General features: G+C 61.1%; 11 protein-coding genes. 3 read left to right on the top strand and 8 right to left on the bottom strand.

Features of this window, described 5'->3' with window-relative positions:
• Positions 1–43 precede the first annotated feature (43 nt).
• The 6 genes from AC6I99_RS05505 to AC6I99_RS05480 form a co-directional block, all read right to left on the bottom strand.
• Complete coding sequence (locus tag AC6I99_RS05505) at positions 44–1,588, bottom strand: glycoside hydrolase family 32 protein (protein ID WP_497946059.1); 1,545 nt, start codon at positions 1,586–1,588, stop codon at positions 44–46.
• Positions 1,585–2,637 carry a LacI family DNA-binding transcriptional regulator gene (locus tag AC6I99_RS05500; protein ID WP_497946061.1) on the bottom strand — a complete coding sequence of 351 codons (1,053 nt, stop codon included), beginning with the start codon at positions 2,635–2,637 and terminating at the stop codon, positions 1,585–1,587. Before AC6I99_RS05500 ends, AC6I99_RS05505 begins: the two co-directional genes overlap by 4 nt.
• Positions 2,638–2,652: 15 nt before the next feature.
• A complete protein-coding gene (locus AC6I99_RS05495; RefSeq protein ID WP_497946065.1) occupies positions 2,653–4,062 on the bottom strand; it encodes a right-handed parallel beta-helix repeat-containing protein in 1,410 nt (469 codons plus the stop codon).
• A 47-nt stretch (positions 4,063–4,109) separates the two neighbouring features.
• Positions 4,110–5,063 (bottom strand): carbohydrate ABC transporter permease, encoded by a 954-nt coding sequence (locus tag AC6I99_RS05490; RefSeq protein ID WP_224166609.1) that lies wholly within the window; start codon positions 5,061–5,063, stop codon positions 4,110–4,112.
• On the bottom strand, positions 5,063–5,950 hold the full coding sequence (locus tag AC6I99_RS05485) for a carbohydrate ABC transporter permease (protein WP_224091233.1): 888 nt from the start codon (positions 5,948–5,950) through the stop codon (positions 5,063–5,065). Before AC6I99_RS05485 ends, AC6I99_RS05490 begins: the two co-directional genes overlap by 1 nt.
• Positions 5,951–6,035: 85 nt before the next feature.
• Positions 6,036–7,316: an ABC transporter substrate-binding protein gene (locus AC6I99_RS05480; RefSeq protein WP_224091232.1), complete on the bottom strand. Its 1,281-nt coding sequence runs from the start codon at positions 7,314–7,316 to the stop codon at positions 6,036–6,038.
• A 395-nt stretch (positions 7,317–7,711) separates the two neighbouring features.
• Between AC6I99_RS05480 and AC6I99_RS05475 the strand changes: the two genes are divergently transcribed.
• The 3 genes from AC6I99_RS05475 (at position 7,712) to AC6I99_RS05465 (ending at position 11,993) form a co-directional block, all read left to right on the top strand.
• Positions 7,712–7,894, top strand: a complete 183-nt coding sequence (locus AC6I99_RS05475) for a hypothetical protein (protein WP_497946075.1) — start codon at positions 7,712–7,714, stop codon at positions 7,892–7,894.
• Positions 7,895–8,073: 179 nt separating this feature from the next.
• Complete coding sequence (locus AC6I99_RS05470; RefSeq protein ID WP_497946078.1) at positions 8,074–9,279, top strand: NosD domain-containing protein; 1,206 nt, start codon at positions 8,074–8,076, stop codon at positions 9,277–9,279.
• 125 nt (positions 9,280–9,404) lie between these two features.
• A complete protein-coding gene (locus tag AC6I99_RS05465) occupies positions 9,405–11,993 on the top strand; it encodes a GH32 C-terminal domain-containing protein (RefSeq protein ID WP_497946079.1) in 2,589 nt (862 codons plus the stop codon).
• Positions 11,994–12,007: 14 nt separating this feature from the next.
• Here the strand turns inward: AC6I99_RS05465 and AC6I99_RS05460 are convergent, their stop codons facing one another.
• Positions 12,008–12,775 carry a copper homeostasis protein CutC gene (locus tag AC6I99_RS05460; RefSeq protein WP_497946081.1) on the bottom strand — a complete coding sequence of 256 codons (768 nt, stop codon included), beginning with the start codon at positions 12,773–12,775 and terminating at the stop codon, positions 12,008–12,010.
• A gap of 9 nt (positions 12,776–12,784) precedes the next feature.
• Positions 12,785–13,201, bottom strand: coding sequence for an acyl-CoA thioesterase (locus AC6I99_RS05455; protein ID WP_224093867.1), 417 nt, complete (start codon positions 13,199–13,201; stop codon positions 12,785–12,787).
• Positions 13,202–13,224 lie beyond the last annotated feature (23 nt).

Raw genomic sequence — 13,224 nt, 5'->3', positions numbered from 1 at the left:
AGCCGGCGCCAGACCTCCCTCTACCGTTCGGGGAGCCTCGGGATCAGGACAGTGAGCTGACGGCCAGTTTCCGGACAGTGGCCGTGCCGCCTTCCACGCGCAGATCTGTGCCCAGGCTCCCGGGCAGGGGAAAAACAAGATCACTCAGGACAACGCTGCCGTCTTGGGCGAAGACCTCCACCGACTGGTCCACGATAATACGCAGCCTTAGCACACCGCCGTCGAGCTTCACTGGCGCCGACTCGGCCGACGCAAACTTTTCGTGGAAAGCAGTGTTGCCTGAATTGCGGCGATCCAGGATGAGCTGACTCGTTACGGCATCAAAGCTGAGAACCGTTGCGGCGCTGCCGTCCGGGGCACACAAAAGCCTGAACGCAATGGTCCGGGCCGAGCCGGGCAGGATCTCAGCCTCGATCAGCTGGGCTGATCCGGTCATGGCGTCGGGCAGTTGCACCGCGGAGTCGTGAAGTTCGGCATCCTGAAGAATGTTGGCCGGCGTCCCGGAATCCAGCGGCAACACCGGCGGAAGCACCGGCTGCTGCACCAGGCGCGGCAAGCCCTCTACAGTCGCGAGTTCAACCTCGCGGGCAAGCGACATGCCCGAGCGCCACGGGGCCGTAGGCAAGGAGTTGGCATAGTCCCAGTTGTTCATCCAACCGATCATGATGCGGCGGTTGTCCGGAGTGTCGCTGAAGGAGACCGCTGCATAGTAGTCGCGTCCCCAGTCCAGCCACAGGCATTGCCTGAGATCGATGGTCCCGTCAGCGTCCGGTGAAACGAGCGAATCAGGATCGGCAGTGAACCGCACGCCATCGAAGTGGCCCACGAAGTACTGCCCTCCCGAGCCACCGGCCACGGCACCAGGATTGACGTTAACCACCAGGACCCACTTGACGTTCTCCGGATTGCCATCGACGGGGAGCGGGAACAAGTCCGGGCATTCCCATTCGCCTTCCGACGAGTTCGCGGGGCCGAAAGTACTCAGGTATTCCCAGTCCTTCAGATTGTCCGAGCGGTACATAACAACCTGCTGATGCTGGGCCTCCACGGCCACCATCACCCAGCAGGACCCGGCAGATCCCTCATAGCGGAAAACCTTGGGATCCCGGAAATGGGCCGAGCCCCGGCCAAGCACCGGATTGCCTGCATATTTGCTCCAGGTTATGCCGCCATCTGTGGAGAACGCGAGGGACTGTGCCTGTGTCCCCTGATGCGTCGAGCCTTCCTTGAAGGCGCTCGTGTAGATGGCCACCAACGCCGGATCTTCCTCTGTGCCGAAGCCCGACGTATTGCCGTGGTCCACCACGATGCTGCCGGAGAACACGTCTTCTTCATCGTCGCAGGCGATGGCAACCGGGTGTTCAGTCCAGTGCAGGAGGTCTGTTGAGGTGGCATGCCCCCAGGACATGTTGCCCCAGACGTTATCGAACGGGTTGTTTTGGTAGAAGAGGTGGTAGAGGCCCCCGTGCCAAACCAGTCCGTTGGGGTCGTTCAGCCAGGTGTTCCTGGCCGTGTAGTGAAGGATCGGGCGCACCGATGGGGCGGCGTCTTCGCCGGGACCGGCACGGTGGGTTGTTGTTTCAGTCATCGGAGGTCTTTCGGGAGGGATGCGACGGAATCGCGAAGAACCATGGGGCAGGGAAGAACTGTGGGGTGGGTGGCGAACAGCTGCAGGTCGGTTTTCCCTTCGATGGCATCGATCAGGTTTTCCGTTGCCCATGCGCCCATCTCGTAGTGCGGCAGTGCCACCGTTGTCAGCGCAGGGTAAAGGTTTTCGGCAATGAGCTCCTGGTTGTCGAAACCGACGAAGGAGATGTCCTCCGGAATCCTGAGACCGAGTTCCGCAGCGGCCCGGTAGGCGCCCATGGCCATGCGGTCGTTGTAGCAGAACACGGCCGTTGGCCGGCTCTCCGGTTTCAGCAGGCGCAGCGCCGCCTGGTAGCCACCAGGCATCTCCGAATGCTCGGACTGGACCAGTTCTTCGTGGAACGGCAGCCCTGCGTCTGCCAACGTTTCCTTGAAGGCGCGCAACCGGGAGTGGGTTGCAGGCACGTCGTCGGTGTTGTTCAGCATCCCGATCCGGGTGTGGCCGGCGTCGATCAATGTCTGCACGGCCGACCTTGCTCCGCCCACCTCGTCGGGGATGACGGAGGAAACAGTGTGGCTGATGTCTTCGGAGTCCACCAGGACTGCAGGCAGTCCTGCCAGATTCCTGGGCACAGCCAGCTTCCGGTGATACATCGTGGCGTACAGGATGCCGTCCACTTGCCGGTCCAGCAGGTCCGCCACCTGGCTTTCCTTGGACTCCTGGGAGCTGGTGCTGGTGGAGTTGATGATCATGATGTTGTAGCCCCGGCGCTTGGCAGTTTCCTCTGAGCCGAGGATGATCCTGCCTGCATGCGGCGTGGTAGCGATTTCCTCGCTGATGAACCCGATCATTCCTGAACGTTGCGTCCGCAGGGCTTGTGCCAGCCGGTTAGGGCCGTACCCCAGACGGTGTGCGGCTTCCTGCACCCGCTCCCTGGTTCTGGCGCCCACCCGGGCGTAGGCAACATCGTTCAGGACGTGGGAGACGGTGGTGACCGAAACCCCGGCCTCTGCCGCCACATCCTTGATACCCACTGATCTATTGGTCATTGGTCCCCCACGTCCTCATGATGTTGGTGCTGATCCTGCGATCGAATCAGCATGTGCCGCCTGGAAACCGACTGTCGGTGTGGCCCTCAAGGCGTTGACAGCCCTGTCTGCAATAACCTGCGCGTCAGTCCCGGAATCCAGGACCGTATTCCGGGCGGATCCGGATTCGACCAGGACGGCCGTAACGGCGAGCCCGTCGGAAGCACCTGTGGTCAGCAGGGCGTCCACCTGGGCAGAGAAGCAGGAATCACTGGATGTGGAGTGAACGTCCATCGCCACCACGTGGTTGTTGGAGACGAAGTTTCCAGCCCCCTCCAGCAAACGGATGATGACCGGCGTCGCACCTGCGGGACGGATGCTCTGTGCGTCGATGACCTCGGAGAAGTGGTTGCCCACCACAGAGTTGTTGCTCCCGCTAACGCAGAGAAGCCCGTAAAGATCGTCCAGCCCGTTATCGACTCCCAGGAAGGGTGTCCAGGGCTCATGGTCACGCAGGAAATGGTTCGTTGCCACCAGGTTCTCGGAACTGTTCGCGGCAAGCACCACCATCCCGGGGTAGAACGAATGCAGACGGTTGTTGGTGACGCTTGAACGCGTGACGCCGTCCAAATAGACGCTGCTCGCACCCCTGGGGAAGATGTTGTTCGAGGTTATCAGGAGCCCGCCATGGTTCCTGGCGTAGATCGAGTGGCCCTTGAAACCTGCCCCGATCAAATTGTCGGTGATCTTGGACGCCTGTCCCCAACCGCGCAACTCGATGCAGCTTCCACACTCGGCGATGAAGTTATCGTGAATGGAAAGCGCGTCGGCGTTATGGATCGTGAGGGCGTTCTCAAGGTAGATGAACCCCATCCCCGTGACGCGGAATGAGTCGTTGGCGCTCGCCACATAAATACCGGTCTTGCCATTCACGTAAGTGTTTTCCGCTGGCAGCCCCGAGCCGTCGGGGGTGAAGTGCAAGCCGTCGATACAGAAGTTGGAGAACTCCACCGAGCTGATCCGGGGGCTCCCGCTTCGCTCAATGTAGAAGGCCGCCCCCTTGGCTTCGTCCGAGCCCTCCCCGTCCGCGCCCTCCCCGTCCGAAGCGGGCGGAAGATCGACAATAATGCGACTTCCTCCGGGCCACAGCTCATGCAGATCAGGCCACTCCTCTTCGGGAACGTTGAACCGGATGCTCGAAGACGTAAAGCCGTGTCCCGAGCCCTGGATCCTGAGGAAGCTGATATCGATCACCACCTGCGTACGGAGGTGGTAGTCCCCGGGTGGCAGGTAGATCACCGCTCCCGGCTTTCCTCCGTTGTTCACATCGGTAGCTGCCTGCCGGTCCTTGATATCGGCGATGATGCTGTTGATGACCTCGCCGACGTCTTCGGACGGGTTGCCGACCGGCCACGTAGTCACGTCGTAGTAGTTGTTGCTTGACATAGCTTCTGCCCTTTTTGTGGTGTGGTTTCCCAGCCCTTGACGGTTTCTCAGCCCTTAACGGCGCCGAGCGTCATGCCTGCGACAATCTTGCGTTGCAAGAGAAGGGTGAGAAGGATGACCGGGATGGAGTAAACGGCGGCCAGCGCCGTCATGGATCCCCAGTCCAGGCCGAACTGGGTCTGGAAGTTCGCGATGACCACTGGGGTCGTCTGGGATCGGATGGCGGTCATCAGGAGTGCGAAGAGGAACTCGTTCCATGATGCGAGGAAGGCGAAGATCGCGGTGACGGCGATGCCTCCGGAAACCACCGGGATCACTACCCGCCAGAGCGCGCCGAGCCTGCTGCAGCCATCCACCGTTGCTGCCTCTTCCAGGTCGCGGGGAACGGCCTCGAAGAAACTGGACATCAGCCAGATGGACAGCGGCAAGGAAATGGTGGTGTGGGCAATGGACAATGCGATCGGGGTATCCGCCAAACCAGCCGAAGCCATCATGGATGCCAGCGGAATGCCGATTGCTACCGGCGGCACCATGCGGGTGACCAGCGCGGCCATGATGAACACCCGGCCGCTCGGAGTCTTGTAGCGCGTGATGCCATAGGCCGCCGGGACAGCCAGGACCAACGACAACAGGGTACTGATGATCGCGGTCTGGATGCTGTTGATGAATGAAGCCAGCACACCGCTACGGCCAAGGGCGTTCGCGTAATTCTCCAGGGTCCATTCTTTGGGGAGGATGGTAGGTGGAACGGCGATGGTGTCGATCGGGGTCTTGAAAGACGTAAACAGCAGGTACAGGAACGGGAATCCGTACAGCACCATGGCCGCGGCCAGCAGGATCCACAGAATGGTCCTGGTGCTGCGGCGGCCGGCTTCCAGGCCTTCGCGGTTGACGCCGCGGCGCTTGCGCGGGGCAACATGCGTGGCGGTTGAAACGGAACTCCTGGCACTCACGGCAGGCGCCTTCCCGCCGTCGGGCTTTGTTCGTTCGGCGACGCGCATCAGTTGTCCTTTCCTGGCCGCCAGATGGTGGCCACCGCGAAGAATGCGACGGCGAGCATCGCCAGCAGGTAGATAGTGCCCATGGCGCTGGCCAGGCCGGGATCGCCGAAGCGGATCATGGTCCGGTAGATCAACAGGCTCATGGTTTCGGAGGCGGACTGCGGGCCGCCGTTGGTTTGGATCAGGATTGTGTCAAAGGCCCGGGCGGCATCGATTCCGCGGACCACCAGTGCCACGGCGATCACCGGGCGGAGGAGCGGAAGGATGATCTGGAACAGGAGCGCCGGTGCCTTGGCGCCGTCCAGGCGGGCTGCCTCGATGAGGTCGCCGGGGATGTTTTGGAGGCCGGCGAACAGCACCAGGCACATAAAGGACGTCGTGAGCCAGATATCCGGGACGGCTACCGAGAACAGCACGATATCCGGGTCCGAGAGCCAGCCGATCTGGTTTGGGTTTGAGAGGATGCCCGCTTGGTGCAGGAGGGTTCCGATGAGGCCGAAGTTATCGATCATCAGGAACTTCCAGAGCAGGCCGGCCACGATCGGCGCAATCATCAGCGGGTAAAGGAACACCGTTCGCCAAATCTGGGACTTGCGTCCCAGCGTGGTGAACAGGAGAGCCATCCCAAGGCCGAGCGCGAACTCGAGCGTCACCACCACCACTGTGTAAGCCAGGGTCCGCCAGCCGGCACCCATAAAGGCTTCGGAGGCGAACGCTGCCGCATAGTTTTGGAATCCGACGAAGTCACGCGGGCCGCCCGCGATGGGCGAGATCTTGAAGAAGCTGTCCGCGACGAGGCGGAACAGCGGGTAGGCCACGAACACGGCCAGGAACAGCGCCGCTGGGGTCATCAGGTATAGGGCGAAGCGGCGATCGGAGATACGCACGATTTTCTCTTCTGTTTGTTGGGGCTCTGTTGGTTGGGGCCGCGGCCGGCACCGGCTGAGTCTGCTGGTGCCGGCCGCGGAGCCTTTACTTGAGGAGGTCCTGGATCTGCTTCTTGGCGTCAGCCAGGAGGGTGGCGGAGTCGCCGCCGGCCACAGCCTTCTGCAGGAGCGGCACCAGCACGGTGTCCACAATCTGCTGCCACTTGGCTGTTGCCGGACGCGTTGCGGTTGCCTTGCCGTTGAGCGTTTCAATCAGCGGTTTGAAGCTCTCGTAGCCTGGCTGGTTCTGGTACTTCTCAAATGCTGAGATGCGGGAGGCGAGTCCAAGGCTGGATTCCACACCCATGCTGTTGTGGTCGTACGCGCACTTGATGAACTTCTTGGCGGCATCAGCGTTCTTGGTCGCCTTGGGTACTGACAGGTACCACGGGCCCGGAACACCCGCGACGCCGGCGCTGCCGCCAATCATCGCTGCAGCTCCAACCTTGCCTGCTACGGGAGAGTCCTTGGGGATCTGCCGGTAGGCGTGTGCCCAGAAGCGGGTCATAGCGGTCTTGCCCTGGTTGAACAGGTTCTGTGCCGCCGCCCAGTCAACCTGTGCAGCACCAGGAGGGGCGGACTTGGTGAGGCTGACGTAGAAGTCGAGCGCTTCCTTGTGGGCAGCGTTATCGATGACCACGTTGTTGTTCGCATCAAGGACCATTGGCGAGCCTGCCTGCAGGACGTGTGCGAGCCATTCCGTTTCCACGGCGCCCTTCACGTCCGTGCCGTACATGCCGTCCTTGGTGAAGAATTCGGAAATGTCCTGGTACTGCTTCCACGTGGTGGGAGCTGCCAGTTCATAGCCGTACTTTGCCTTGAAATCTGCCTTGTTCTTGGCGTCCTCGAAGAGATCCTTGCGGTACAGGATGATCTCTGCGTTGGTCCAGGCAGGCATGCCGATGAAGTGGCCATCAACGTTGGCTTCCTTCACGAGGGCGGGGAAGATGTCCTTCTTCGCTTCATCTGTGAACAGTTCATCGATTGGCTGGACTGCATCCTTGAAGCTGGGGAGCCACACGGAGTCCAACGCCGCGACGTCGAAGGAAACGTTGCCGGAGGAGAACTCGCTGGAGAGCCGGTTGAACATACCGTCATAGGGCAGTTCGACGAAGTTGACGTTGAGGCCGGTGTCTTTCTTGCATTGCTCGGCAACGCCTGTGAGCTCGGCGTGGCCGCCTGCTTCCACCAGGACGTTGACAGTGCTGGACGCGCTTCCGGATGTTGGTGCGGGGCCCCCGGCACCGCAACCCGTAGCTGCTAGTGCGACGGCAGTGCAGAGGCCGCCGAGTGTGACGAGTCTGGAGATGGTCTTTCGAGTGGACATCGCTGTCGACTTTCTCTTTGAACGGGATGTGAAAGATTCTGTGGGGATGAAGAATCGTTTTGCCAAAACGACTTGGCAACACCATAGGCCCGATTTCCGGGGTATGTCAAGCGTCACATTTTGGCTCCCCCAAGCTCTTGACGAGCTTGATGGCCCACCCCTAGAGTCATCGTCGCAGGCAGCTAAACCGTTTTGGCACATTTTGGCTGATGTGGGCAGGTTTTGGCACCCGTTGTGCCTCTTCCGGCTCACGCCTGTTCTTTAGGCCGACGCCAGCTCTTTAGGCAGATTGTTATACCGTCCGCCGGTTTCCACCCCTGGTCCGGTCCCTTCCTACCTCTCGTCCCACCTCTCGCCAGCTTCCCCGCTTGGGGACCCTATTCACAGGAGAACGCATGAAACCCATCCCGGACATCAGCCGACGAAGTGTACTCCGCGCGCTTACCGCATCGGCAGCAGTTGCCTTCGCCATGGCAGCCACGGGCAGCGCTGCTTCCGCGGCACCAGGGCAGGTGGCCGCAACGCCCGACGCCGGTACTCAGCCCCAAGGGCACCGCCACCTGATCGGCGTTTTGTAAAGCAACCGTCTCTGTAGAACCACCCGCCTTTAGAACCACCCGGAACCACCGGAGGCGTGCGGCAGCATGCGTCTAAGCGAGGCACGAGCGAGCATGCAGAGCGCGGCGCCGGCGGTTCCGGACGCACTTGAAGAGAAGCAGCACAGTTCAGTCCCCCAACGATGTGAGGAGAACCAGCTTTGACCACCGTCTACGACGTCACCACCTGGAGCGTTCCAGGGAATCCGTCCGCCACCCCGTACAACGACATCGGGCTCATCATCAACAGCATCATCGCTGACATCAAGAGCCAGCAGACCAGCCAGGCGTCCAAGCCAGGTGCTGTCATCTACATCCCGCCGGGAGACTACTCCCTGAAGACCAGGGTGAATGTGGACATCAGCTTCCTGACCATCCGTGGATCGGGCCATGGCTTCACTTCGTTGAGCATCCGCTACAACGCCGGCAACACATCGGGCTGGCACGAGATCAACCCCGGCGCCAGCCGCGTCAGGGTGGAAAACACTGACGGGAACACGGACGCCTTCCGGGTCTACCGCACAGGTGATCCACGAATCAGTGGGGTGGTGTTCGAGAACTTCTGCCTTGACGGAGTCTCCTTCGGCTCCAACGAGAACGACTACACCAACGGGAAAACAGGCATCCGCTTCGATTCTGCCAACGATTCCTGCCGGGTGGAGCGCATGGGAATGGTGTACCTCGAGCACGGGCTTGTGGTGAGGGATACAGATGCCCTGAGCGTGAGCAGCAACTTCCTTGCTGAATGTGGATCATGCGTGGAATTGACAGGATCGGGCCAGGCCTCGAAAGTCACCGACAACCTTATTGGCGCAGGCTTCGTGGGATTCTCGATCTTCGCCGAGGGGCACATGGGCTTGCTGGTCACGGGCAACAACGTTTTCCCCCGGGGTAAGAGCAGCGTGCACTTCAAGGACTGCACGCGCTCCTCCATTACGTCCAACCGCTTTCATGCCTTCTACCCCGGCATGGTGAACTTCGAGGGCAGCTGCACCGAAAACCTCGTTGGCGCAAACCACTTCCTGCGCCAGATGGAACCGTTCGATCCCCTCAAGCCTTACAACAACGGTTTGGATGATCTGTTCGGCCTGGTGCACATAGCGGGCAGCAACAACACCGTCATTGGAAACCACTTCAGCTACGACGTCGCCTCGGGATCGGTCACGCCGTCGGGGCAGACGCCCACCATCATCCTGGTGGCATCCGGTAACAACAACTACATCGCCACCAACAACACCGTCTCGGCCATCGCGGTGCACACAGTGGTCCTGGACGCATCGACTTCCGGGTCCAAAGTGTTGGACAGCGGCGATAGCAACCAGGTGGTTCGCTACGCGTCCAACTACGCGTTCAGGGCAACGCCGTAACTGCACGGCGTCATCGCACGACGTGAATATGAATAGCGAATAGCACGACGGCGGGCGTCGCCCCATCAGGCGGGCCGGCCGTCGTCATCCTGCAACGCAAGCCCCTGACGAAAGGTCTGTCAACGATGACAAGACGCACCAAAGCCCTCAAGTCGATTGGGGCGGCCGTGGCACTCACCGCTGCCTCATTCTCCGTTGCCACCACCGCCCAGGCCACCGATCCTGATCCGGCCACCCAGCAATACCGGCCGTACCTGCACTACACTCCGGAAGCGAACTGGATGAACGATCCCAACGGACTCGTCTTCCACAACGGGAAATACCACATGTATTACCAGTACAACCCCAACGGAACACGGTGGGGAGACATGAGCTGGGGCCACGCTTCCTCCACCGACCTGATCCATTGGGAGGAACAACCACTCGCCATTCCACGGGGTTTCAACGCATCCGGCCAGGTGGTCGAGGAAATCTTCTCCGGATCAGTAGTGGTGGACACCCAGAACACCAGCGGGCTGGGGAGTGTCCAGAATCCGCCATTGGTGGCCATCTACACGAGCAATTACACTGCGGCCCACCCCACCCTCGCCGGTAAACAGGCCCAGTCATTGGCATTCAGCACCGACGACGGACAGACCTGGACCAAGTACGGCAACAACCCGGTCCTGAACAGGAACACGTCAAGCTTCCGCGACCCCAAAGTCTTCTGGTACGACTCCCCCACCGGCCCGGACTACTGGGTCATGGCAGCCGTTGAAGCCGACGAGCACCGCGTCCTCTTCTATAAAAGCAATGACCTGAAGCAATGGAACTATCTGGATGACTTCGGTCCCGCAAATGCCACCGGAGGGCAGTGGGAATGCCCTGATCTGTTCCCACTCGCCGTCGATGGTGACCCGAACAACGTCAAGTGGGTCCTCTCGGTGAACTTCAACCCCGGAGCCGTCGCAGGCGGCAGCGGCGGACAATACTTCGTAGGAACCTTCAACGGCACTTCCTTCGCCGCCGAAAATATCGATCCCCCGGGCCAGCTTCCCCCCGGAAACGTCCTTGCCGGTTTCAACAGTGGCAATTACAGCGGCTGGAACATCCAGAACGATCCTTCGAACAGTTCCGGGCCTTGGGGAAGCGCCCCCGCCTCCGGAAGTCTTTCTGGACAGATGGCGGTTACCGGCAACATCGGAGCCGGGCTGGTTAACGGCTTCCACGGTGGAGATGCTCCCGTGGGCACCATGGAATCAGCACCTTTCATGCTGGACAAGGACTACCTCAACTTCCTCGCCGGCGGCGGTAAACACCCGCAGGAAGCCGGCAAGCAGTCAGGAAACCAGGCGCCTCCGGGCTATCTGCTCTTCGACGGCTTCGACTACCCCGGAACGCTCACGCAAGCTGGCTGGCAGCTATCGGGTGACTTCCAGGCGGCACTTAACCCCTCGACGTCGGGCGGTGAATTCGCCATTGGAAAACGGATCAACACGTTCGAAGGCGGCCCGTACCAGGACAACAACGTCGGCACCATCACGTCCCCTGAGTTTTACCTGACCAACACCAACATCGGCTTCCTCCTGGGCGGCGGCAACCGCAGCGGCGGCGGACTCCAGGTTGAGCTGCTGGTTGGCGGCGTGCCTGTGCGCACTGCCACCGGTACGAATTCAGGGGACCTGAACTGGCAGAATTGGGACGTTTCCCCCTGGTACGGCCAGATCGCCCGCATCCGAATTGTTGATAACGCAACGGGGCCCTGGGGCCACCTCACTCTGGACAACATGGTGTTGGGCTCGGAGCAGGCGAAGCCCAGGAGCGCTGAAACCACAGTGAACCTTGTGGTCAATGGCCAGACCGTCCGTACCGCCACCGGCAGCGATTCCGAACATCTGGAGTGGAAAGCCTGGGACGTCAGCGCCTACAAGGGCAGCCAGGCCACCATCAAGATCGTGGACAACAACCGCGGCGGCTGGGGACACATCCTGGCCGACGAGTTCGTTTCCTCCGATGCCTCCCATCTTGAGCAGCACGATTGGCTGGACTGGGGCAGGGACTACTACGCCACGGTGTCCTTCAACAATGCTCCCAACGGCAAGCGCATCATGCTGGGCTGGATGAACAACTGGGACTACGGTCAGGACACTCCCACCACCACGTGGCGCGGAACCATGGCGTTGCCACGTGAAGTGGTACTAACCCAGATGTCCGCGGGTCCGCGGCTGCGACAGCAGGTGGTGTCCCAGGCCGATGCATTGAAGAACACTGCGGCCGCATACACGGCGTCAGCCCAGGACATCGCGTCAGGAACAACCACACTTCCCATTACAGGTGACGTGGTGCAGATTGACGCCGAGTTCTCTCCGGGGACGGCATCGGCGTTTGGCGTGAAAGTCCTCGATAACGGAACCGAAGCAACCCGCATCGGCTACGTTCCGGCCACAAAACGGCTCTCCGTCGACAGGACCAACTCGGGCAACGAGGGATTCCATCCAGCTTTCAGCTCAGTAGAGGATCCGCGGGTCGAGTTGATCAATGGCAGGCTCCGCCTGCGCCTGTACGTGGACCGTGCATCAGTGGAGCTCTTCGCCCAGGACGGCCTGACCACCATCACGGACCAGGTCTTTCCAAGCGCTGGGGCCACCAGCATCTCGGTTTTCTCGGAAGGAGGAACCGCACGGCTCGAAAGCCTGACGGTAACTCCCCTGAACCAGGCAATGTGGGGAGGCTGACCCAGCAGTGGAAACTATGCCGGAGGAGCACCGAGTTCCAGCGCGTTGATCTCGGCCCGCGCCATGCGGACCGTTTCCCGGTCTGTCACGGTATAGGCGGTGGGGTCGGCGCCGTCCTGCGTGCCAAGGGATATGGTTCGCTGGCCCAGCGTAGAGACGGTTCTCTTGGCGGACATATGAACTGCTGAGAGGCCGGCCGCGTGCATCGCCGGAATATCGCCGAGCTGCAAGCCGCCTCCTGCCATGATTTCGAGTGCTCCTCCCGCCCGCTCCACCATCTCGGAAAGGGTGGCAAGGCCTGCACCTGCTGTGGCCTCGTGGCCAGACGTGAGTACCCGCGTGAACCCGAGTTCCAGCAGTTGATCAAGGGCCGCCAACGGGTCCCGTGATTGGTCGATCGCGCGATGGAAGGTCAGCTGCGCTTCAGGGCTCGCCTGCCGGGCAGAATCCACCAGCCGTTGGACCGCGTGAACATCGATATCGCCTTCTGCGGTCAGGGCGCCCACTACTACCCCGTGGGCGCCCTGAGCCAGCAGGTGACGTACTTCGTGCACCATGGTGTCCACGTCCGAGGCGGAATAGTGGAAATCGCCGGGGCGGCAACGCACCAGCGGGTGGATCTCAAGGCGTCCGTCAACATGTTCAATGCTGGCCTCCAGTAGTCCCTGGCTTGGCGTGATGCCGCCAAGTTCCAGACTGCTGCAGAGCTCAATCCGATCGGCACCTTCGGATGCGGCCGTACCGGCACCCGTCGCGCTCACCACCGCGATTTCAAGTTTCATGGTGAAACTCTACGCGCGGTACCGCTCCAGCTTTTCCTTCTGGTCCGGAGTGAGCCTGAGGACCCTGCCGGTAGCCTCTGCCACGAAGGCCAGGTGGGTACTGGCTTTGACGCATTCTTCCTGTGTGACGGGGTCCTTGATGACGTAGTGAAGATCGAAGCTGGCCCCCTTGATGGCGCCAACCCAAATCTCCACCACGGCCGGGATGTTGCGGTATTCCAAAGTCCGCACATACCGGACCTTGTGCTCCACAACCAACGTCATGGTGCCCTCCTCAACATCATTGAAGAGGGCCGCCGGTGGTTCAACGCCCGGAAGGCCAGCGCCCCGGGGTGGTCCGAAAGCCGCGATTCGGGCTTCTTCCAGCATCCGAACGATCTGCACATTGTTGATGTGCCCGTAGGCGTCCATGTCACCCCAGCGCATGGGTACGAGTACCTCGATGCGCT

Source organism: Arthrobacter sp. TmtSoilC77 (assembly GCF_059739415.1).
This window is presented reverse-complemented; position numbering and strand designations above follow the sequence as displayed.